The organism is Pseudomonas sp. Q1 (genome assembly GCF_009935975.1).
GTDB lineage: Bacteria > Pseudomonadota > Gammaproteobacteria > Pseudomonadales > Pseudomonadaceae > Aquipseudomonas > Aquipseudomonas palleroniana.
Genome location: NZ_QODI01000016.1, coordinates 1 through 21635 on the forward strand (window position 1 = coordinate 1; position 21635 = coordinate 21635).

General features: G+C 60.9%; 26 protein-coding genes. 12 read left to right on the top strand and 14 right to left on the bottom strand.

The features are described 5' to 3' along the window. The first annotated feature begins 405 nt into the window (after positions 1-405). On the top strand, positions 406-1962 hold the full coding sequence (locus tag DK870_RS23005) for a methyl-accepting chemotaxis protein (protein WP_372241701.1): 1557 nt from the start codon (positions 406-408) through the stop codon (positions 1960-1962). A 67-nt stretch (positions 1963-2029) separates the two neighbouring features. Here the strand turns inward: DK870_RS23005 and DK870_RS23010 are convergent, their stop codons facing one another. Further along, positions 2030-3445, bottom strand: coding sequence for a cytosine permease (locus tag DK870_RS23010; RefSeq protein ID WP_161549762.1), 1416 nt, complete (start codon positions 3443-3445; stop codon positions 2030-2032). A 255-nt stretch (positions 3446-3700) separates the two neighbouring features. Between DK870_RS23010 and DK870_RS23015 the strand changes: the two genes are divergently transcribed. Further along, a complete protein-coding gene (locus tag DK870_RS23015) occupies positions 3701-4612 on the top strand; it encodes a LysR substrate-binding domain-containing protein (RefSeq protein WP_060752510.1) in 912 nt (303 codons plus the stop codon). A 48-nt stretch (positions 4613-4660) separates the two neighbouring features. Here the strand turns inward: DK870_RS23015 and DK870_RS23020 are convergent, their stop codons facing one another. The 7 genes from DK870_RS23020 to DK870_RS23050 all read right to left on the bottom strand — a co-directional run bounded on the left by DK870_RS23020 (position 4661) and on the right by DK870_RS23050 (position 10111). Continuing rightward, entirely contained in the window at positions 4661-5041 is a 381-nt protein-coding gene (locus DK870_RS23020) for a hypothetical protein (RefSeq protein WP_161549763.1), read from the bottom strand. Positions 5042-5176: 135 nt separating this feature from the next. Then, positions 5177-5599, bottom strand: a complete 423-nt coding sequence (locus DK870_RS23025) for a hypothetical protein (RefSeq protein ID WP_161549764.1) — start codon at positions 5597-5599, stop codon at positions 5177-5179. A 203-nt stretch (positions 5600-5802) separates the two neighbouring features. Continuing rightward, entirely contained in the window at positions 5803-6948 is a 1146-nt protein-coding gene (gene argE / locus DK870_RS23030; protein ID WP_161549765.1) for an acetylornithine deacetylase, read from the bottom strand. Next, on the bottom strand, positions 6945-7622 hold the full coding sequence (locus tag DK870_RS23035) for a DUF1028 domain-containing protein (protein WP_104994037.1): 678 nt from the start codon (positions 7620-7622) through the stop codon (positions 6945-6947). The genes argE and DK870_RS23035 overlap by 4 nt, the downstream gene beginning before the upstream one ends. Positions 7623-7633: 11 nt before the next feature. Next, complete coding sequence (locus DK870_RS23040; protein ID WP_060752514.1) at positions 7634-8044, bottom strand: RidA family protein; 411 nt, start codon at positions 8042-8044, stop codon at positions 7634-7636. A gap of 24 nt (positions 8045-8068) precedes the next feature. Further along, entirely contained in the window at positions 8069-9400 is a 1332-nt protein-coding gene (locus DK870_RS23045) for a flavin-containing monooxygenase (protein ID WP_372241696.1), read from the bottom strand. A 108-nt stretch (positions 9401-9508) separates the two neighbouring features. Next, positions 9509-10111 carry a response regulator transcription factor gene (locus tag DK870_RS23050; protein WP_161549767.1) on the bottom strand — a complete coding sequence of 201 codons (603 nt, stop codon included), beginning with the start codon at positions 10109-10111 and terminating at the stop codon, positions 9509-9511. Positions 10112-10222: 111 nt separating this feature from the next. On the opposite strand from DK870_RS23050, the gene DK870_RS23055 reads away from it, so the two are divergent. Beyond that, positions 10223-11836 (top strand): hybrid sensor histidine kinase/response regulator, encoded by a 1614-nt coding sequence (locus DK870_RS23055; protein ID WP_161549768.1) that lies wholly within the window; start codon positions 10223-10225, stop codon positions 11834-11836. Here the strand turns inward: DK870_RS23055 and DK870_RS23060 are convergent. After that, complete coding sequence (locus DK870_RS23060; protein WP_060752518.1) at positions 11829-12161, bottom strand: hypothetical protein; 333 nt, start codon at positions 12159-12161, stop codon at positions 11829-11831. The two genes, DK870_RS23055 and DK870_RS23060, sit on opposite strands and share 8 nt — an antisense overlap. Before the next feature lie 178 nt (positions 12162-12339). Here DK870_RS23060 and DK870_RS23065 point away from each other — a divergent pair, with 178 nt between their 5' ends. Then, the gene (locus tag DK870_RS23065) at positions 12340-12810 is read left to right on the top strand and encodes a GNAT family N-acetyltransferase (RefSeq protein ID WP_161549769.1); all 471 of its coding nucleotides are present in this window, start codon (positions 12340-12342) and stop codon (positions 12808-12810) included. A 136-nt stretch (positions 12811-12946) separates the two neighbouring features. After that, entirely contained in the window at positions 12947-13276 is a 330-nt protein-coding gene (locus tag DK870_RS23070) for a DHCW motif cupin fold protein (protein ID WP_090370508.1), read from the top strand. Between the two features lie 313 nt (positions 13277-13589). Here the strand turns inward: DK870_RS23070 and DK870_RS23075 are convergent, their stop codons facing one another. Together DK870_RS23075 and DK870_RS23080 are read right to left on the bottom strand one after the other, a co-directional pair. After that, positions 13590-14057, bottom strand: coding sequence for a copper chaperone PCu(A)C (locus tag DK870_RS23075; RefSeq protein ID WP_060752521.1), 468 nt, complete (start codon positions 14055-14057; stop codon positions 13590-13592). After that, a complete protein-coding gene (locus tag DK870_RS23080) occupies positions 14057-14665 on the bottom strand; it encodes an SCO family protein (protein WP_060752522.1) in 609 nt (202 codons plus the stop codon). The genes DK870_RS23075 and DK870_RS23080 overlap by 1 nt, the downstream gene beginning before the upstream one ends. 191 nt (positions 14666-14856) lie before the next feature. Between DK870_RS23080 and DK870_RS23085 the strand changes: the two genes are divergently transcribed. The 3 genes from DK870_RS23085 (at position 14857) to DK870_RS23095 (ending at position 16161) form a co-directional block, all read left to right on the top strand. After that, positions 14857-15240: a DUF2946 domain-containing protein gene (locus DK870_RS23085; protein WP_060752523.1), complete on the top strand. Its 384-nt coding sequence runs from the start codon at positions 14857-14859 to the stop codon at positions 15238-15240. 62 nt (positions 15241-15302) lie between these two features. Continuing rightward, positions 15303-15863, top strand: coding sequence for a putative natural product biosynthesis protein (locus tag DK870_RS23090; RefSeq protein WP_161549770.1), 561 nt, complete (start codon positions 15303-15305; stop codon positions 15861-15863). 91 nt (positions 15864-15954) lie between these two features. Then, the gene (locus DK870_RS23095) at positions 15955-16161 is read left to right on the top strand and encodes a PLD nuclease N-terminal domain-containing protein (RefSeq protein WP_060752525.1); all 207 of its coding nucleotides are present in this window, start codon (positions 15955-15957) and stop codon (positions 16159-16161) included. A gap of 61 nt (positions 16162-16222) precedes the next feature. Here the strand turns inward: DK870_RS23095 and DK870_RS23100 are convergent, their stop codons facing one another. Beyond that, positions 16223-16783, bottom strand: a complete 561-nt coding sequence (locus tag DK870_RS23100; protein ID WP_060752526.1) for a type 1 glutamine amidotransferase domain-containing protein — start codon at positions 16781-16783, stop codon at positions 16223-16225. A 203-nt stretch (positions 16784-16986) separates the two neighbouring features. Here DK870_RS23100 and DK870_RS23105 point away from each other — a divergent pair, with 203 nt between their 5' ends. The 3 genes from DK870_RS23105 to DK870_RS23115 are packed head-to-tail and all read left to right on the top strand — an operon-like array spanning position 16987 to position 18358. After that, a complete protein-coding gene (locus DK870_RS23105) occupies positions 16987-17199 on the top strand; it encodes a hypothetical protein (protein WP_161549771.1) in 213 nt (70 codons plus the stop codon). A 2-nt stretch (positions 17200-17201) separates the two neighbouring features. Further along, on the top strand, positions 17202-17633 hold the full coding sequence (locus DK870_RS23110; RefSeq protein ID WP_060752528.1) for a hypothetical protein: 432 nt from the start codon (positions 17202-17204) through the stop codon (positions 17631-17633). Then, on the top strand, positions 17630-18358 hold the full coding sequence (locus tag DK870_RS23115; RefSeq protein WP_161549772.1) for a DUF72 domain-containing protein: 729 nt from the start codon (positions 17630-17632) through the stop codon (positions 18356-18358). The genes DK870_RS23110 and DK870_RS23115 overlap by 4 nt, the downstream gene beginning before the upstream one ends. Here DK870_RS23115 and DK870_RS23120 read toward each other — a convergent pair. Continuing rightward, positions 18323-19108, bottom strand: a complete 786-nt coding sequence (locus DK870_RS23120; RefSeq protein WP_161549773.1) for a DeoR/GlpR family DNA-binding transcription regulator — start codon at positions 19106-19108, stop codon at positions 18323-18325. The two genes, DK870_RS23115 and DK870_RS23120, sit on opposite strands and share 36 nt — an antisense overlap. Positions 19109-19229: 121 nt before the next feature. Here DK870_RS23120 and DK870_RS23125 point away from each other — a divergent pair, with 121 nt between their 5' ends. Then, complete coding sequence (locus DK870_RS23125; protein ID WP_161549774.1) at positions 19230-20390, top strand: alpha-hydroxy acid oxidase; 1161 nt, start codon at positions 19230-19232, stop codon at positions 20388-20390. Between the two features lie 192 nt (positions 20391-20582). Here DK870_RS23125 and DK870_RS23130 read toward each other — a convergent pair whose 3' ends face one another. Continuing rightward, complete coding sequence (locus tag DK870_RS23130) at positions 20583-21509, bottom strand: alpha/beta hydrolase (protein WP_161549775.1); 927 nt, start codon at positions 21507-21509, stop codon at positions 20583-20585. Positions 21510-21635: the final 126 nt, after the last annotated feature.

The following is a 21635-nucleotide window of genomic DNA, read 5'->3' on the forward strand; positions in this document are numbered from 1 at the left end:
GTTGGTAGAGAGGTTGGGTGAGCGGCCGGCTTGCTCAATTTGAATCTGAGCCAATCCGACCGTCAGCTTTGGGTCGATAACGGACACTTGCGAGTGCCTGCTATTGGCCGATAGCCGCCTAAGTCTTTCACCGCTTTTCAACTGCCACCATTTCCCCCTTGCCCATCGCACACGCCACCACCGTAACCGAGATCACCGCCCAGCCTCTCGCACAATAAATCCAGCGCTAAGCAAAGGTTTCTACAAGCTCGTTAACCGACCACCCACCACCCTCAAACTTTCCCCCCCCAAGTCGATACAGTATTGAACGCCTCCACCCCCCTCGAAAAACAGGTATCCCGCATGCGCCTCAGAAATCTCAACGTAGCCCCACGCGCTGCGCTTTTTTTCGCGTTAATCATTGCGCTGGTCTTTGTGCAGGGCGTATTCGCAGTCATGCAGATGGGCAAGCTGAAGGACTCCGAAAAGGACGTCGAACTCAACTGGATGGCCAGCGTCCGACAAACGGCGTTGATGAACAGCACGGTCCTGCGTTTGAGGCTTGAAACGCAGCGGGGTCTGGCTGACCCCACGTCCATTCAAAAAACTCTTGAAGCCTTCCCGGGTTACCGTAAGGCGTTCACCGAAGCCGTGGCGAATTACGAGCCTCTGGTAGGGGGCGATAAAGAGCGCTCGTTATACACGGCGGTGAAAACCAGCGCCGAAGCGTACATCCGCCAACTGGATCTGCTCGAGCCATTGATGCGCCGGGGCGACCTGGAGGGAGCGGCCGGCCTGGTGAAAAGTGGCATTCGGCCCCTGACTGATGCGATGGAGACGCAGATCAATGCGTTGACCACCTTCAACAATGATGGCGCAGCGGAGGCGGGGTTGTATTCCACCAGTGTCTATAACAACGGGTTTTGGCTGATCGTGGGGCTGATTGCCGGGGTTATCGTGCTGACGGTGGGGTTGGCGCTGTTGCTGACCCGAAGCATTACCTCGCCGATCAATGATGCCTTGACGGTCGCGGAGCGTATCGCCGGCAGTGATCTGTCCAAGGAGGTTTTGGTCAGCGGCACGGATGAGGCCGGGCGTTTGTTGAAGGCGCTTGCGCAGATGCAGGCGAACCTGCGCAGTACCATCATGCAGATTTCCGATTCGTCTACTCAATTGGCCTCGGCGTCTGAGGAGATGACGGCGGTCACGGAAGAGTCGAGCCGGGGCCTGGTGGCGCAGAATGATGAGGTCAATCAGGCGGCCACGGCGGTCACCGAAATGAGCGCGGCGGTGGATGAGGTCGCTCGCAACGCGGAGTCGGCTTCCGAGGAGTCCAAGCGTACCCAGGGCTATACCGAGGTCGGTCTGGCACGTGTGGCGCAGACGCTGCAGTCGATCCAGAAGCTCAACGGTAACGTTGAAAACACCAGCGAACAGATTCAGGGGTTGTCGGATCGTGCGCAGAGCATCACCAAAGTGGTGGATGTGATTCGGGCGATTGCCGAGCAGACCAACCTGTTGGCGTTGAACGCCGCGATCGAGGCGGCACGCGCCGGTGAGCAAGGTCGTGGTTTTGCGGTGGTGGCTGACGAAGTCAGGGCTTTGGCCCATCGCACCCAGGTGTCGACCCAGGAAATCGAGCAAATGATCGCCGGCATCCAGAGTGAATCGGACCTGGCAGTGAAGGCGATGAACACGAGCCGGGACCTGGCGACTGAATCACTGGGTGTGGCGCAAGAGGCCAGTACTTCGCTGGATCAGATTTCCACGGCGATTGTGCAGATCAACGAACGTAACCTGCTGATCGCGACAGCCTCCGAAGAGCAGTCGCATGTTGCGCGTGAAGTTGACCGCAACCTGGTCAGTATTCGCGAGTTGGCCACCCAGAGTGCTGCGGGTGCCAGCCAGACCGCGAGTGCCTGCGGTGAAATGTCAAAACTGGCGATCAACCTGAATCAGTTGGTCAATCGCTTTGTAGTGTGACGCGGTTTTTTTGAATGAGGTGTAAGCAGGCTTGGCGACAGGTGACCTCTCGCCAAGCCTGCGCACGTCAGATCCCGCCGACCAACTTGCCCCCCTCCATGCGGCGCTTGTACGCGCTGTCCCGGCTCGCCAGCCAGAAGTACAGCGGCGACGTCACCAGCAAGCCCACCACCCAGGACAGGTCCGCGCCATTGATGTGCTCGGAAATCGGGCCCACGTACAGCGGCGTGTTCATGAACGGAATCTGCACCACGATGCCTACCGCATAGGCCAGTAGCGCCTGTGGGTTGTACTTGCCGTAGATGCCGCCGTCCACGCGGAAGATCGAGGCAATGTCGTACTTGCCCTTGTGGATCGCATAGAAGTCGATCAGGTTGATCGCCGTCCACGGCACCAGCACCACCAGCAATACCAGCACCATGTCGACGAAGTGGCCGATGAAGTCTTTGGAGGCGAACACGGCGGCAATCGCACACGCGGCCAGCACCAGCACCGAGATCACCGCGCGGCTTTTGGCGGTCGGTATCCAGCGGTAAGTGAAGGTCTGCACCAGGGTGATGATCGACAGCACCGCGCCGTACAGGTTGAGGGCGTTGTGGCTGATGACGCTGAGCAGGAACAGCACCAGCATCAATGGGCCAATGGCTCCGGTGGCGAGCTTGACGGCGTCCATGGTGTCCATGCCCACCGGGGTGGCGAGCACGGCCACGGCGCCGAAAATGAAGGCCAGGCTGGAGCCCAGCGCAGAGCCCAGGTAGGTGGTCCAGAAGGTCGACGCCACCGGCACGTCGGCCGGCAGGTAGCGGGAGTAGTCCGATACATAGGGGGCAAAGGCGATTTGCCAAAGCGCCGCCAGCGACACGGTCGCCAGCCAGCCGGACAGGTTGAATTCACCACGGGTCAGAAAGTCTGCGGTCTGCACATGGGTGAAGATGTAGCCGAAGCCCAGCACGATGCCGGCGCCGAGTACCCAGGTGCCGATGCGGTTGAGCACGTGGATGAAGCGGTAGCCGATAATGCCGATGACGCCGGAGCCAATCGCGCCGATCACGATGCCCACCGGCACCGGTACGCTGTCGACCACGCCGTGCAGGGACTTGCCCGCCAGCACGATGTTGGAGGCGAAGAAGCCGACGTACATGACGCCGGCAATTACCACCACCAGCAATGCGCCGAGCGAACCGAACTGGGCGCGGCTCTGGATCATTTGCGGGATGCCCATCTGCGGGCCCTGGGCCGAATGCAAGGCCATCAACACGCCGCCGACCAAGTGGCCGACTAGGATGGCGACAATGCCCCACAGCAGGTTCAGGTGAAACAGTTGTACGCCGAGTGCACCCGTGACGATCGGCAACGGCGCGATGTTGCCGCCGAACCACAGGGTGAACAGGTCTCTTACCTTTCCGTGGCGATCTTCCGGGGGCACGTATCCAATCGTGTGTTTTTCGATAAGCGGGGCGGAGGATGTTGCGGTGGTGACCATGACGAGCTCCAAGGCAAGGTGAGTACGTTGACGTACTTCGCTGTGCGCCGCACGGAGAGGCGCTTTCTTTGTTGTTGGAGGGATCATCTGCAATGGGCGCAGGGAGGTAAATTAGTAAGTTTGTTGCTATAGACCTTAAAAAATATAGCTCGCGGCGGATTCTGCTCCGGTATGTTGCATGCACTTGAATCCTCGTAAAAAAGTCGATTTTCACGCACTTGTTTGGGGCGAAATCCCACGTTTCTGGAGGTTCTGATGGCTGCTTACAACCTGCGCCAGCTCAGATATTTTGTAACCACGGCAGAATGCGGCAGCGTCGCCGAGGCCTCGCGCAAGCTGTATATCGCGCAACCGTCGGTGTCCACCGCCATCAAGCAGTTGGAAGACAGCTTTGGCGTGCAACTGTTTATCCGCCATCACGCGCAGGGTGTGTCGCTTACACCCAGCGGCGCGCGGTTTTATCGCAAGGCGCTGGAGCTGTTGCGGGTGGCCCACGAGTTCGAGCAGAACGCCCTGGCGGACAATGACGTAGTGGCGGGACAGATCGATATCGGCTGCTTTGAGACCGTGGCGCCGTTGTATCTGCCGCGCTTGATCGCAGGTTTCAAGGCGCGTTGGCCGGGGGTGGAAATCCGTATTCGCGACGGCGAACAACAAGAGCTGGTGCAGGCGTTGACGGCGGGCAGTATCGATATGGCGATGCTGTTCGAGCATGACCTGGGCGGCACCATCGAGACGACGCCATTGATGCCGCCGCAACAGCCGTATGCCTTGTTGCCGGCCGATCACCGCTTTGCGCAGCAGGCCAAGGTGTCATTGGCGGACCTGGTGCTGGAGCCGATGATTTTGCTGGATGTGCTACCGAGTCGGACCTACTTCGTGAGCATCTTTGAAGAACGGGGGCTGACGCCGAATATCGTGTTCAGCTCACCATCGATCGAGATGGTGAGGGGCATGGTGGGCAGGGGGTTCGGCTTTTCGATCCTGGTGACCAAGCCGTATTCGGAGTACGCCTATGACGGGCAGAAGGTGGTGTGTGTGCCGTTGGCCGAGACGGTCACCGGGTCGGGCCTGTCGGCGGTATGGCTGCGGCGGGCGCCGTTGACCAAGCCGGTGCAATTGTTTGTTGATTACTGCCGCGAGGAACTGGCGCGGCTGCTTGGCTGACAGGATCGTTCTCGCGCCAGGCGCGGGAACGATCAACAAAACTAGTCTTTATTCAGGCGCGTAGTTCCTGATGCATTCCACGCGCATCCAGTCTTCAAACAACTGGTTGGTTTTGTTCACGCTTTCCAGATAGTTGGGGCTATAGGTGCCATCGGCTTGGTCAGGGTGGAAGCTGAAGGTGAAGGTCTCTGATTCGATTGGCTTATTGCCATAATCCAGGTTGCTCGACTCCGGCTGGTCAATGGTCACTTGGGTACCGTGGCGCCTGGCGGCTTCAGAGAGCAGATCGATGACCCTCGAGTAGTCTTCTTTTCTTACGGTGATGCGGTTGGATTCTTTGTCCGGCGTGTTGGGTTCGGGGCGCATGCGCAATGCTTCCGGCGCCGCTTGAAGGGTGTTTGAATACAGGGAGGATTGAATGTTGTTCATATAATACCCGTGGCTGTGTTGAGAGTTGATGAAGCGAAATTTAAATAAAAGGGATCTGTGGCCAAATGGCAGATCAAAGATCTGCAAGTTGAAGTTTTTGATATTGGGTTTAGCGATTTTTAGATAGCTAGAGCATTACTGGACAGCGGCATAGTTGGCAATACCCGCACTTCTCATTCGGCCTTCAAACATTCGGTTTGCTCCTTCCATTCTTTTCAAATAATCAGGGCTGAAGGTGCCGTCCGCCTGGTCCGGTACGAAGCTGAATTTGACTGTATGGTAGGTTTCCCGCCCATCGCCGAAGTCAGCTACGAACGACTGATCGGCTTCCTGTTTGACTGTGACCCGGTTCCAGTTTGCGGCATCGTTAAAAAAGTTCACGGCGTCGGCATGGTCTTCTTTGTGTACGGTGAATTGGCGGGAGGTTGATTGAGGGTGCACTTCACTTGAGCGCACGGCACGTACTTGGGCATCTGTATCCAGCCGTGGAGCGGACAGCGAAGATGAAATACTACTCATGATAAGTACCTGTAAGTCGATCAGGGTATAACCAGTCAAGTTTGACTGCCTTCATGGGTGGTCTTTAAGTTCCTTCGGTTCCAGGCGATAACTCACCAAATGTGGCGGAACATTTCATCTTTGCAGGAGGATAAGTTTTTACAGCGAAAGCGCCGGACAGCCACAACGTAGTAGGCAATATCCGGCGCCAGGGCCTGTTCGAATGTGTCAGGCCGGGAAGGGCGGTGAGGGCTGTGTCCGGCTCAAGCGCGGATCGAGTCCAGCATCCGTTGCAGCATTGCGTCGCAGCCCGCCAGTTGTTCCAGGCTCACGAATTCATCCGGCTTATGCCCCTGGTCCATGCTCCCAGGCCCGCACACCACGGTGGGAATGCCCACGGCATCAAACAACCCGCCTTCGGTACCAAACGCCACGGTACCGAAGGCCCGTGAACCGCAAAACGCGGCAATCAACTCCGCGGCCTGGCTGCGCTCATCGGTGACCAGCCCCGGATAAGCCGACAGCGCGGTAAACCGGATGTCACTCTGCGCGCTCACCGCTTGCATGCGTGGCAGCACCTGTTGCCTGGCGTAGGCTTGCAGGGCTTGTGCGACCTCGGCCGGATCCTGGGAGGGCAGTGCGCGAACCTCAAAGTCAAACTGGCAGTCGGCCGGTACGATATTCAGCGCCTTGCCGCCGCTGATCAAACCGGCCTGCACGGTGCTGAAGGGCGGATCAAACCTTGGGTCTTGTTGCTCGCGCAGGCGTTGCCCGATGCGTCCCAGTTCGCCAATCAGGTCGGCGGCATGTTCGATGGCATTCACGCCGTAGGGCGCATACGCCGAATGACAGGCTTCGCCGTGCACATCACAGCGCATGGCCAGCTTGCCCTTGTGACCGAGCACCGGTTTCAGTTCCGTCGGTTCGCCGATGATGCACAACATCGGTTTGACCGGCCGCTGCTCCAGCACCGTCAGCAGCGAGCGCACGCCCAGGCAACCGACCTCTTCGTCATACGACAGGGCGATGTGCACCGGCCTGCGCAGTGTCGCCTTGACCAGCGCCGGAACCAGCGCCAGCACGCAAGCGATATAGCCCTTCATGTCGGCCGTGCCCCGGCCAAACAGCTTGCCGTCGCGTTCGGTCAGCGCAAACGCCGGCACGCTCCAGGGTTGGCCATCCACCGGCACCACGTCGGTATGCCCCGACAGCACAATCCCCGGCAGTTCCACCGGGCCGATGCTGGCGAACAGGTTGGCCTTGCTGCGTTCGTCGTTGTAGATCAACTCACTGGCCACGCCAAAACCGGCCAGGTAATCGCGTACGTACTCGATCAACTGCAGGTTGGATTCGCGGCTGGTGGTGTCGAACCCCACCAGCGTTTGCAGCAATGCGCGGCTGTGGCTCATCGGTCGTCTCCGGCCACGCCGTAGCCGGGTGAGCGATCAGGGGCGAGCGCACGGTCGATGTAGTCCTGCACCTGCGGGCGGTACGCGTCCCAGAGTTTTTGCAGCTCAACGATGGGCGCTTCATCGGCCCAGTCCACGCGCAGGTTGATGATCGGCCAGGTCAGCTCACCCACCACCACCAGCGCAGCGGAATGCACCGGACCGGCTTCGCCACCGGCGGCGATGGCCGCGTGCATCGCCGCCAGCAACCGGTCCGCCAATTGACCTTCGCTTTGTTCAAAGGCCTTGACCATCGCCTCGATCACACCGCGGTCGGCGAGCATATTGCCCGCCGCCACACACTGTTCGCCTGACACGGCATTGTGCGTGCCGAGGGTTTCGCTGCCGCTGAAATGTACGCTGCGCCCCAGGTGATCAATCGCCGTCAGTTGCCGGTACTGGCTGTAGCCGTTGCTCGTCAGGGCCTTGTCGAGGGCGTCGGCCGGTGCGAGGCCCTGTTCCAGCAGGTCGAGTACGTCCGGGCCGAGGGCCGGCAGGGTGATGTTCTGGGTCGATACGGCGCCGACACCGGGCCGCAGCCATGGGCAACGGGCGCCTACGGCGATGCTCGAGGAACTGATGGCGATCCCCAGCTGGCCGGTGTCCGCGCAGCGGGCGACGATGGAAAAGGTCATGGGTTGCCTCCTTACTCTGGGATAACCGCGATCACGTCAATTTCCATCAACCACTGTGGCTGACCCAGGGCCGACACCACCAACCCGGTGGAAATCGGGAACACCCCTTTGAGCCACTTGCCGACTTCCTGGTACACCGGTTCGCGGTAGCGCGGATCGATCAGGTAGGTGGTGGTCTTGACGATATGCGACAGGTCGGAGCCCGCCTCCTCGAGCAACTGCTTGACGTTACGCATGGCTTGCTCGGCCTGGGCACGCGGGTCGCCGAGGCCGATCAGGTTGCCTTCGAAATCCGTGCCCACCTGGCCGCGCACATACACGGTGTTGCCGGCGCGCACGGCCTGGCACAGGTCGTTGTCCAGGCTCTGGTTGGGGTAGGTTTGCTTGGTGTTGAACATGCGGATGCGAGTGTGAGTAGGCATCAAAAAGACTCCGGCAAAAAGTGATCAGGCGCTGACAGGGGACGGGCGAGCCACCGAGGCGGCTTCGCGGTATTCAAGGTATTGGCGCTGGATGGCGATGTGGTCGGCCACGTATTTGGCGTCGTGCCACACCCCCCAGATGAACGACGAACCCCGACGCGATTGCCACGGCAAACCGAGGAAGTAGATGCCCGGCTCACTGGCCACGCCGCGCTGGTGTTGCGGCTTGCCGGCGGCGTCGAACGCGTCGACTTTCAACCAGCTATAGTCCACGGCAAACCCGGTGGCCCAGATGATCGAGGTGATGCCGGCCTTGGCCAGGTCCAGTTCCAGGATCGGCTGCTGGATGCACTCGGCGTCGGGGAACACGCGGCGGGCTTCGGGCTCCTCCGGCAGGTCGAGGCCGTTGCGCTCGATGTAGGCGTCTGCCGCATCCAACAGGGCCAGGTAGTTCTCATCACCACGTGCCAGGTTCTCCACCAGGTTGGCCTGGAAGCGGGCGACGTTGCCGTCGAAGGACTGGGTCAGGCCGACCAGGGTCATGCCTTGCTGGGCCAGCTCGCGAAAGTCGATGGTCTTGCCGCCGTGGGCGCCGCTGACGGCAATGGTCACGTGCTCGCGGCCGGGTTTCATCGCCGCCTGGTCCCACTCGCCCAACACCCCCAGCCACCAGCAGAAATCACGCTTGCGATAGGCACGCGGCGGGCGGTCGTGAGCGCCGACCGACAGGTACACCTGGCGCCCGGAGCGTTGCAATTCATCGGCGATCTGCACGCCGGACGAACCGGCCCCCACCACCAGCACGGCGCCTGCCGGCAGTTGCGCAGGGTTGCGGTAGTCGGCGGAATGGATCTGATGCAGCTCGGTGTCCTTGGGCGCAATCGCCGGAATCACCGGCTTCTGGAACGGCCCGGTCGCCGCCACCACGCGGTTGGCTTCGATCACCCCTTCGCTGGTGTGCACGGTGAAGCCGGGGCGGCCCACATTGCGCACCACAGAAAGCACGTCGACACCGGTGCGTATCGGCGCATTGAACTTGCGGGCATAGGCTTCGAAGTAGGCGGCAACGCGTTCTTTCGGGGCGAAGCCGTCGGCGGCCACGTCATCAAATTCCAGCCCGGGAAAACGGTCATGCCAGGCCGGCCCGTTGGCCACCAACGAGTCCCAACGCCCGGTGCGCCAGCGCTCGGCAATACGGCTGCGCTCCAGCACCAGATGCGGCACGCCTTGCTTGCTCAGGTGCTCGCTCATGGCGACGCCGGCTTGACCGGCTCCCACCACCAGCGTGTCTATTGTTGTTATTGCTTGAGTCATGTGTCTGTCCTTGCGTAATGCAGTTGGATTCAGCTTGGGCATGACTTCAAGGCTAGGGGGAGGGCGGTTTTTAATAAAATATTATTAAGCTGGGAATTGAGCATAAATATCGGATGCAGCCGGTGGGCGCGACTGTGCATCGCCAAGCGCCTAGAACTCCCCCGAATACTTCACCGCTGCGGCCGCACGCGACGGCACATCCAGTGCGCGCAGCACCGACGACACATGAATGCGCACGGTAAACGGCGAGATAGCCAGGGCTTTGGCGATTTCCTTGTTGGTCTTGCCCTGGGCGATCAGGCGCAGCACTTCCTGCTGGCGCGGGGTGAGGGTGTGGGTGTCCAGCGGCAGCAGGCCGGAGGGGGCGAACTTGACAAGCACTTCGCCTTCGCGGATCGCCAGCAACGCCTGGCCGATTTCATCCGGGGCAATGTTCTTGCCGATAAAACCGTCGACGCCCAGCGCCATGACCTGTTCGATCAACTCACGGTCATCCACCATCGACACCACCACCAGGGTGGTGCGGCGCAGTTGCTGGCGCAGCTTGGCCAGTTGGCTCATGCAGGTCAGGCCGGGGAAGCGCAGGTCGAGGATCAACGTATCGACCTCGCCGGGATCCAGCAGCAAGGCTTGCACCGCGTCCAGGTCGCCGGCTTCCTGGATCACGGCGCCGGGCAGCAGCCGTTGTACCGTGCGCGCCATGCCTTCGCGAAACATCGGGTGGTCGTCGGCAATGATGATCCGGCCTGTCATGGTGGGCTCCTTCCTGGGGCACGACGTTGCTGAGGCATGTTACTTTACCACCGGGCGGGATGCCCGCTCAGCCCCCTTGATACGCTGAACGTGACGACAAGGACGTAGTGCATGAGTCATGAGACCAACTCCGAACTCGACCAGGCCAACCTGCGAATTGTGGTTGCCAGCATCGCTATCGTGTACATCGGCGCGCTGGGCTTCCTGCCCGGGCAGTCGGTGGACACCTACCTGCCGGTCATTCTCTACATCCTTGTGTTCCTGCTGGCATCCATCGCCTTGCGCCAGGTCATCGTGCGCTGGCCCGGGCATTACCCGGCGCGGCGGATCTTCGGCATGGTGCATGACTACACCGGCACCTCGTTCGGCATGGTGGTGGGGGGCGAGGCGGCGCTGCCGCTGTATGCGGTGATGGTGTGGGTCAACCTGGGCAATGGCATGCGCTATGGCTCGCGCTACCTGGCGATCGCCACGGCATTGGCGTTGCTGGCGCTGCTGATCGTGTATCGGCTTACGCCTGTGTGGCAGGCGCAACCCTTCATGGTGCTGATGCTGATGATCACCAGCACCGTGATCCCGGTGTACGCGCATATCCTGCTCGAGCGCACGCGCAAGGCATCTGAACAGGCCATCGCCGCCAACCTGGAAAAATCCCGCTTCCTCGCCCAGGCCAGTCACGACTTGCGCCAGCCGATCCACTCCATCGGCCTGTTCACCGCGTGCCTGCGTGAAGCGCGCCTGGGCGATGAAGAGCGGCGGCTGGTGGATAACATCGACCGTTCGCTGCTCAACGTCTCGCAATTGTTCCGTTCGATTCTCGACCTTTACACCCTCGACAACGGCCGCCTGCTGCCCAAGTACCAGCCGGTGAACCTGGGCGATTTTCTGGCCGACCTGGTGCGCCAGAATGCCGAGGCCGCGCGTTGGGCCGGCGTGGAACTGCGCTTGCGGCCGTGTGCTCACTGGGTATTGGTAGACCCTGCGCTGTTGGCCACGATGGTGCAGAACGTGCTGTCCAACTGCTTCAAATACGGCGCGCATCGGCCAGTGCTGATCGGCGTGCGCATTCGTCAAGGTGGCTTGGCGGTGGAGATTCATGATCGGGGCCGGGGGATTGCCGAGGAGCATCTGTCCAAGGTCTTCGAGGAGTTTTACCGGGTGCGCTACCGCCGGGACAAGGACGTCGAAGGCGTGGGCCTGGGGCTGTCCATCGTCAAGCGCCTGGGGCAACTGATGGGCGTGCAGGTGAACCTGCGTTCGCGGGTGGGCCATGGCACCTCCGTGAGCCTGTACGGCCTGACCCTGGCGACCGCACCGCCGACCCCGGCACCCCGTGATGATGCGCGACAGGTCGGTCTGCTGACCGGTTTGAAAGTGTGCCTTGTGGAAGATGACCAGAACGTGCTGCTCGCGACCCAGGCGCTGCTGGAGCGCTGGGGCTGCGAGGTACAGGCCGAACTGTCAGGGCGCGATCTGGTCAGCGATTGCGACATCATCGTCGCCGACTACGACCTGGGCAATCATGCCACCGGTATCGAGTGCATCGACGCCTTGCGGGCGCAACGCGGCTGGGAGGTCCCGGCGCTGATCCTCACCGGGCACGATGTGGAGAAAATCCAGGCCGCGTTGCACGACCGCCAGATCGCGATTCTGTCCAAGCCGGTACGCCCCGCGGAACTGCGCGGCGCCCTGCGCGACCTTAGCCAGCAGGCGGTGATCAGTTGAACGGCACCAAGCCATTGCCGCGAGCCCCTTTGGGCTGGCAGTAAGCGGCCGGCTTCATCATGCCGAAGCTGGCCACGGCGAACATGCCGCCGCTGGCACCGCTGGGCACGGAGCAGTTGTAATCACCGCTGGCGGTGCTGGCGATGTAATAGGTCGTCATGGAATCATTGCGCACATTGGAGATACGCTTGACCGGCTCACCCAGGTTGGTTTCAGACAGCGTCTTGAGATGGTCTTCGGTGGGCTTGATATTGCTGCAACCGGCCACACCGATAATCAACGTACCGAGCAGGGCGAGGCGGGTCAGGGGAGCGTGGAGTTTCATGATGGATCTTCCTTGGGGTTGTTATGGCTTTTCCAACGCGCAACGAGCCCTCGCGCCCTGGAGGCACGGTGTTGGCGGAGCGTTGGAAGTGCCGGGGAATATAGCGCCGGGGGCCGGCAGGGTCGATTAGCACAAATGGGCTAGTGGCAATTTGAAGTCATGGAAGGAGGCAGTACGGTTGGAGATACGACGAGCCACGCCAGACGATGCTGACCGCGCGTTTGAGATTCGCCGCGAGGCCATTCGCGGTCAATGCATCGGTGCCTACAGTGCTGAGCAAATGGCGCTCTGGACCCGAGGTTGCGCAAGCGACGGTTATAACGCCCTGATGGAAAAACCGTTTTACCTGGGGTGGGTGAACGGTCAGCCTGTCGCCACCGGCATGCTCGACCTTGCCAACAATGAAGTCGGCGCGTTGTTTGTACTGCCGGCCTTCACCGGCCGCGGGTACGGCAAGGCAATGCTCGATCATCTGGAAAGCGTGGCGCGGGCATTGGCGATTGAAGAAGTGGTGCTGGACGCCACGCTGAACGCGGCAAGCTTCTATCGCGCCAACGGATATGTGGGTGAGGAGCAGGCGGTCTATCACTCGCCGTCGGGGCTGACGCTGGCGTGTGTGCCGATGGTGAAGCGGCTGGCTGCGGTTTGAACCCTGCAGAACCCCCGCACTTGATTGCCTGACAAGCGAAGGCACCTGTATCCCGCAAACCCGTCGGATCTGTGTCTATCGCCAACGGCCTCGGCCCGGTAGTTTCATGCCACGCTAACTGACGACCGAGTGTCCCATGGATCTTACCGCTGTCCCGTTTGGCACCACGGATTGGGCCACCCTCGAACCCACAACCCATCCTGGCGTTACCGGCAATGCCTTATGGCGTACTTGCCATTTCGGCACCACCCGCGTGCGTCTGGTGGAGTACACGCCCGGTTACCTGGCGGATCATTGGTGCTGGAGAGGGCATGTGCTGTTGTGCCTTGAAGGCGAGTTGCACACGGAGCTGGAAGATGGCCGCCGGTTCATTCTGACGGCCGGGATGAGTTATCAGGTGGGCAATGACATGGAGGGCCATCGCTCCTCGACGGCCATTGGCGCCAAACTCTTCATCGTCGACTGATCTGTAGTGAGCGGGCTCGCCCCGCGCTGGGCTGCGAAGCGGCCCTAACCCCAGGCACCTCGGGTTCACTGAAAATACTGTGGCGTTCTTATTGGGGCGGCTACGCCGCCCAGCGCGCGGCAAGCCCTAATGCCAGTCAGTTAAGCGATAAAGCGGGCGATGAATAAATTGTGGGAGGGGGCTTGCTCCCGATAGGCCGCGCAGCGGCCTCAAAAATGGGCCTGCTACGCAGTCCATCGGGAGCAAGCCCCCTCCCACATTGACCGCGTTAATCCTTAACTGACTGGCATTAGGGCGAGCCCGCTCACTACAGTCAGTGCATCTTGCTGTGGTCCATGCCGTTCAGGGCACGGACCGCTGCTTTCACTTCGATGGACTGTTTCTCGCCCTTGGCGTCCTTGACGGTCAGGGTCAGCGGCACCTGGTCGCCTTCTTTGATCTGGCCGGTGAGGCCCATCAGCATCACGTGGTAGCCGTCCGGGTCGAGCTTGACGGCTTTGCCGGCGGGCAGGGCGACCGAGTCTACCGGGCCCATTTTCATCACGTCGTCCTTCATGCTCATTTCATGGATCTGTACGTCCTTGGCCACCGGCGACGCCACGCTGAGCAACTGGCTGTCGCTGTCGGCGGTGAGGGTCATGAACGCGCCGCTGGACGGCTGGCCCGGCACTGTGGCGCGTACCCAGGCATCGCTGACTTGTACCTGGGCGCTGGCGTGGGCGGCAAGGCCCAGCAGGGTCAGGCCGAAGGCAACGCGTTTGAGGTGTTGAACGGCAGTCATTAGCAGACCTCCATGACGGTGAGCAGGTCTTCTGCGCACTCTTTAGCGGTAAGGGATGCCGACAGGCCCAGGCGCAGGTTGCCGCGGGTGTCGAAGACGAAACTGGTCGAAGTGTGGGACAGCGTGTAGGTGTCCCCGGCCGGGATCTTTTCATAGAAGATCCCGAATTCCTTGGCGGCCACGGCGATTTCTTCCGGGGTGCCGTACAGCGCTTCGAAGCTGGGGTCGAAGGCTTTCACGTAGCGGTCGAGCAGTTGCGGTGTGTCACGCTCGGGGTCAAGGGTGATGAACACCACCTGCATGATCTCGCCGTCGCGGCCCATCAGCTTCTTGGCCTGGGCGGCACGCGCCAGAGTGGTGGGGCATACGGCCGGGCACTGGGTGAAACCGAAGAACACCACCGGCATCAGGCCACGGAACGAGCTCAGGGTGACGGTTTCGCCGTCGGTGTTCTTAAGCTTGAAGGTGCGGCCCATGATCTTGTCACTGAGGTCCTTGCCGTACTTGAAGTTCAGCTTGGGGCTGTAGTCACAGCCGCCCAGCAGGCTGCCCAGGCCCAACAGGCCCATACCGGTCAGCACTTTGCGGCGGGTGAATAACGTACTCATCAACTGTGCATCCTGTGAAGCGCCTGCATGGCTCTGGATCTACACATCAGGCTTTGAAAAGGCATTGAAACGTAGAAACGAGGAGGGCGCACAGTCTACCAACCCAGGCCTGCCTGCGTAATCTGCGACGTTCTGCCACAGGGGCGCGTCGCGCTTCATCCTTTTACGGCTTCGGTGGTAGAGTCGCCGCCATGAAACTGAGCCATCCCGACCGTTCGCTGATCGCCTGGACCCTGTACTTCTGCGTGCTGATGAACGTGTTCGTGTGCGGTTTGGGCCATGGGCAGATGCTGGGCCAGCAGCTCAACGGTATCGGCGGCGCGTTCTGTTCGGTGGACGGTAGCCAGGCGCCACTTTCCGATAAAGGGTTGGGCACTCCGTCGTCCAGCAACATCTCGAACTACTTTGCCTGCCCGGTGTGCAACGCGGTCACCGTGGCCATCGTGTTTCTTATCGGCCTGGCCTGGCTGCTGAGCCTTCAGCAAACCCCGGGCCCGGCCCATGAGCGGCGCAACAAGGCGCCGCCGCGTTATTCCTGGCCTTCGGCCAACCCCCGCGCTTCTCCCGCAGCCTGACGTTTGCCTTGGGCTTCCTGTGATCAGGAGGCGTTCTATCGTCACGACTGTGAGTCCATCTGATGACCCCTCTATTGCCTGCAGGCGCCAGTCGCCTGGTCAGCAAGGCGTCCCGTCGCCCGCTTGCGCAACCCCTGCGTACGGAACCGTTGTTGGCGCACTACCCGAGTAATTCCCGTTGCTTCGTGCACCTGGATGCACGCCTGCTGCCTCATTGGCACAGCTTGTTCGACATCTGCCCGACGCTGCTCAAACTCGACCCGCCCGAGGGCTTGAACCTGTTCCGCAGCTTCATGACCTGGGCCTATCGCAAGCAGCCGCCACTGGATTGGACCTACCACCTGAATGTGGCGCGCTGGCTGCTGGGCTCCCCATACCGTGCGCAAATCAATGAGGAGCCGATCGAGGCGTTCATGGCGGCCGCAGCAGCGTGCTGGATCAGCCTGGACACCAGCCAGGCCCGGGGTCTGGTCCTGGCCTGGCAAGGCGCCACTCTCTTCGATTGGAAAGGCCCGCCGATCAGCGCCGCGCAACAGCAGGCATTACCCGCTTCTACCCTGGACTTCGCCTGGAGCCCGCTGAACGCACGGGGTGAATTCAGCGGTTGGTTGCCGGTGCCCTGAGCAGTCAGCATCACGCTGCGATGGCTGCGCAATTTTAATGAACCCTTGGCGCATCGGCTTGACCTAACGCATACGACCTAGGAGGTGAAGCATGCAAACTGAATACATCTGGATCGGCCTGGCCGTGGTTCTGGTGCTGGTGGAGTTGTGGGCGATCAGTACCGTGTTGCGCAGTACCGGGGGCTGGGAAAGCAAGGGTTTCTGGCTGGTGATCTTGATCTTTGTGCCGCTGTTCGGGCTGATCGCCTGGGCGATGTTCGGGCCTAAACGCGAGATGCCTGAGCAACGTAGAAGCTAACGTAGAAGCTGAAGCAGAACAGGCGCCCTTGAGGCGCCTGTTTTCATTCAAGGGTTTGGCGTTATCCAGCAATCGCCTTGGCAATCGCGTCATTGAACGCGGGCAGGTCATCGGGTGTGCGCGAGGTGATCAAGGTCCAGCCATTGGCCTTGCATGCCTTGACCTCGGCGTCGACCCAGCCCGCAGCTCCGGCATTTTCCAAGTCGATGCGCACGCTTTTATACGAGGTCAGCGTCTTGCCCTGGATCACGCCGGCGTCGATCAACGTCCACGGCCCATGGCAAATCGCTGCCACGGTCTTGCCGGCCTTGACGAAATCGTTGATCAACTTCAACGCGCCGGCGTCCTGGCGCAGGGTGTCGGCGTTGACGGTGCCACCCGGGATGACCAGGGCGTCGAAATCGCTGCTCAACACATCCGACAGCGCCACGTCGGACTCTACGGTTTTGTCTTTCTCTGTATCGCCGACGAACGTCTGCGTGGTGCCGCCCTTGCTGGAACCGTGGGTCACGGTCGCGCCGTAGCCGCGCAATGCCTCCAGGGGCTTGAGCAGTTCATCGCGCTCGATACCGGTGTTGGAGGTGATGACCAGAATCTTCTTGCCGCTAAGGGGTGAGCTCATGATCGAGAGTCTCCTGATGGCTGGGTTTATGGGTGGATATGGGAGAGTTGATCAAGGCCAGGGGCTAAAGGTTTAAATTAATTTGGGTTGATGGGCTGGACGGTTGTACGGGGCAGTTTCCTTGAACTATCGAAAGGGGGCGGGCTCTGCTGCATAAGGGCTCGCCTTTATTGCGAGCATTAAAAAAAGCCTGGAGACCGAGCATGACTGCCGATAAAACCCCTGATCCGATCAGTTCCGAGCAAGCGCAGAAGGGCGCGGAAAAACCCGTCAAAGGCCGCACGCTGGAGCATCCGAACCCGAAGACCGAAACCATCGACAAGGTGCTCACGCCCACCTCGATCAAGGACACCGAGCGCCAGGCCGAGGCGATCAACCGGCAGGCCGACAAGGCTGAGCGCAAGCTGGACCACTGATCATGGCCAAGTCGATCACCGCTTCCGAACTGGGTATCGAGCTGGCGCCCGAAGACGACGCCAGCCTGTTCAAATGGTTTATTGCCAGCTTTCTGATGGGCAAGCGAATCCAGGCGCCGATTGCCGCGCAGGCGTACCGCGTGATCGTCGAGCAAGAGGGGCGTGATACTGCGCGCAAGTTGCAGCACTGCACTGCTGGCGAACTGGTCAGGATGCTGGGGCGTGCCCACTACGTGCGCTATGACGAAACCACCGCGCAACGGCTGTTGGACCTTAGCGCCAAGTTGAACGCCGAGTATGCCGGCAAGATCACGCAGATACGCGACGCCAGTGGCGACCGTCCGGGGTTCGAGAAACGCCTGGGTGAGTTCGAGGGGGTTGGCCCCAAGACGATCGAAATCTTCATGCGCGATGCGGCCAAGGTGCTGTTTTGACCGCACCGTTGTATCTAGGCTGTGCGGGGTGGAGTTTGCCCCGTGAGCACTGGCCGGCATTTGCCGACGAGGGCACGCATTTGCAACGTTATGCGTCGCGCTTCAATGCAGTGGAGATCAACAGTTCGTTTTATCGTGCGCACCAGCCCAAGACCTACGAGCGCTGGGCACAATCGGTGCCGGCAAGCTTTCGCTTTTCGGTCAAGGTGCCCAAGCGCATCACCCATGAACTGCGTTTGCAGCGTTGTGACACGGCACTGGATGAGTTTCTGGAACAGTGTCTGCACCTGGGTGAAAAGCTCGGTTGCCTGCTGGTGCAGTTACCGCCCTCACTGAGCTATGACCCGGCCGTGGCGTCGAATTGGTTCATGGCATTGCGCCAACGTTTTGCCGGCGCCGTGGTGCTGGAGCCGCGTCATCCCAGCTGGCGAGAGGCCGAGTCGCTGCTGATGGACCTGCACATCGGCCGGGTGATCGCCGACCCGGTTGTCATCCAGATGAGCACCGGTTGGCCAGGCGTGCAGTATTGGCGCCTGCACGGCGCTGAGCGCATCTATTACAGTGCCTATGGGCCCGAGCGCGTGAAGGCGTTCGGGCAACAGCTCGACCTCTCGGTAGCGGCGGGCGTGCCCACGTGGTGCATTTTCGATAACACTGCCAGTGGTCATGCGACGGCCGATGCCTTGTGCCTACTCGACCTCTACCCGCACCACTTCCAGACCTAGCTGTTCATAAGCTTCGACACTCGGCACATGCCACTCGGTAATCAGCGTGTGAAGACGGTTGCAGGGCGCTACGACAAAGGGCTCCACCGCGCCGAGCTTGTCCGCCATGGTCACTGCGACCACGTGGGAGGCGCTGTCGAGCAAGGCCTGTTTGACCACCACTTCATCGAAGTGCAACGAGGTGATGCCCACTTGCGGGTGCAGGGCGCACACGCCCGTGAACAATAGGTCTGCCTTGATACTCTGGATCAGGCGCACGGCATCGTGGCCGCCGGTGGAAAGGGTGGCCGGGTTGAGCTGGCCGCCGGCCAGGATCACTTTCACATGGGGATGGTCGGCCAGGGCGATGGCGATCATCGGTGATGCCGTGACCACCGTCAGGTGAATCGAGCGCGGCAGCGATTGGGCAATGCGCAGGGTGGTCGAACCGGAATCGAACAGCACGATCTGGCCGTCCTCCACGCGCTGCGCCGCCAATTGGGCGAGCTGACGCTTGGCCTCGTTGGTCTCGCCGACCCGGGTAAAGAAGTCTTTGCCGGTGTCCTTGGGCCGGGGCAGGGCGCCACCGTGTACGCGCTGTAACAAACCGGCGGCGGCCAGTTCGCCGAGGTCGCGGCGGATGGTGTCCTGGGATACGGCAAAATGCTCCACCAGCTCCGCTGCGGTGACTTTTCCGTCGCGCTCCAGCAGCAACAGGATCTTCTGTTTGCGCAAGGAAGGCAGGTCAGTGGCTTGATGAGTGTTGTGCATGTTTGTGCATATTTTTGCTGGTTTGTGCGACATTAGCCGCCTGCTGCCATAAACGCAATGGCTGGTTGCGCAACCGCTGGACGGTTACTCTTCGTGCTCGGTTCAGGGAGAGGTGACCTAGATGACGTTGATCACAACCATCGAAGACTTACGCAAGCTGGCGCAAAAACGTGTCCCACGGATGTTCTACGATTACGCCGATTCCGGCTCCTGGACTGAAAGCACCTACCGGGCCAATGAAAGCGATTTCGCCCGGATCAAATTCCGCCAGCGCGTGGCGCGCAATATCGACCAGCGCTCGATCCGCACTACGATGATCGGCCAGGACATGACCATGCCGGTGGCCCTGGCGCCGACGGGCCTGGCGGGCATGCAGCACGCCGACGGCGAAATTCTTACCGCCCGCGCCGCCGCCGCATTCGGCCTGCGCTACACCTTGTCGACCATGAGCATCTGTTCACTGGAGGACATCGCCGAGCATGTCGGCCAGCCGTTTTGGTTCCAGCTCTATGTGATGCGTGATCGCGGGTTTATCGAACAGTTGATCGAGCGCGCCAAGGCTGCCGGCGTGGATGCGCTGGTGCTCACACTCGACTTGCAGATCCTCGGGCAACGCCACAAGGACTTGATCAACGGCCTGTCGGCACCGCCGCGATTGACCCTGCCGAATATCCTCAACATGGCGACCAAGCCACGTTGGGTGATGGGCATGCTCGGTACCAGGCGCCGTGGGTTCGGCAATATCGTCGGCCACGTGAAAGGCGTGGCCGACATGAGTTCGCTTTCGTCATGGACCGCCCAGCAATTCGACCCGCGCCTGAGCTGGGACGATGTGGAGTGGATCAAACAATGCTGGGGCGGCAAGCTGATCATCAAGGGCATTCTCGATGTGGACGATGCGCGCCTGGCGGCAGACGCCGGTGCCGATGCACTGGTGGTGAGTAACCACGGTGGCCGTCAACTTGATGGGGCGCCGTCGAGCATCAGCCAATTGCCGGCGATTGTCGACGCGGTAGGCCAGCGCATTGAAGTGTGGCTCGATGGCGGTATCCGCAGCGGCCAGGATGTGCTCAAGGCGGTCGCGCTGGGGGCCAGGGGCACGATGATCGGCCGCCCCCATCTGTACGGTCTGGGCGCGATGGGGGAGGCGGGCGTGACCAAGGCTCTCGACATCATCGCCCGCGAGTTGGACGTGTCGATGGCGCTGTGCGGCTATAACGATATACGCGATGTGAATCGCGAGATTTTGCTGCCGGGAACCTTGCCTGAAGGGAATTGCTGAGCAAAAAAATCGTAAAAAAGTAAAAAGAGTTGTCCACGAAAACCGTGGGTATCTCTGTGGATAACTTTGTGAAGACCCGGCTGGGTTGGCGATTTAACCTGCGGTTAATATTTGATCAACTGCCGGCGAGGACCAGTATGGGCAGGGTTTGCGCTTGACAGGCAAGCGCGAACTCAGTGCCGAAATGCGTGTTCAGGAGTCGCCGTCGGGTGCTGTGGAGTGTGTCACGACCTGGGACGGCGCCTTCGCTTGCATCAACCTGTCCAGTGCCTGGCCATAACTGCGGCCGGCCAGGCTCATGCTGTTGTTGTGGGTGGCACCGGGCACCAGCAGCAGTCGCTTGGGCTGCTGGGCGGCGTCGAATAATTGCTGGCTGAAACGCGGCGGCACGTACTGGTCGGCCAGGCCGTGGACCACCAGCAGCGGCATGTGCACATCAGCGATCTTGTCGATGGAGTCGAACTTCTGCGAGAGCAACCAGCGCACCGGCAGCGAGGTGTTGGCCACGGCGGTCGCCGCGTCCCCCAGCGAGGTGAAAGTGGATTCGATCACCAGGCCGCGCACGGGGATCGGCGTTTGCCGGCTCAGTTCGGCCGCCAGGTCGATCGCCACCGCGCCGCCCAGGGAGTGCCCGTAGATCAGGCGCTTGTTCGGGTCGGGTTGCAGTACCTTGAAGCGTTCCCAGGCGATACGCGCGTCTGCGTAGACACTGGTTTCCGACGGCAGATCACCCTGGCTCTGGCCGAAGCCACGATAGTCGATGGCCAGCACCGAATACCCCAAGGCGTGCAATTGCTCGATGCGAAACAGCTGGCCGGTGAGGTTCCAGCGCACGCCGTGCAGGTAGAGGATCGCCGGGGCGTTCTTCTTGTCTGCCGGGTACCACCAGCCGTGAATGTTCTGGCCCGACTTGAAACTGGCCGGCTTGAGGTCGAATTCCTGTACCGCTTTGGGCAGCCCGGTATACCAGCCGGCGGTGCCCGGTTCGATGCGAAACACCAACTCACGTTCTTTGTGTTGCAGCACGGCACACCCCACCGGCAGGCCGATGATCAACAGCGCCATGCACAGCAGGGGAAACCAGCGCAGGCCGAGGCGAGACAGAAAACGAGAGGACATGAAGATTCCAGGACAAAAACAAAGCAGGGGTTTTACCAGATGGCACATCGGGTAAGGAATTAATTCGACAGTCGTGAGTGGGTATTGCTTGCAAAGTGTTACATCGCCTCCGTTGAACTCGAGCGC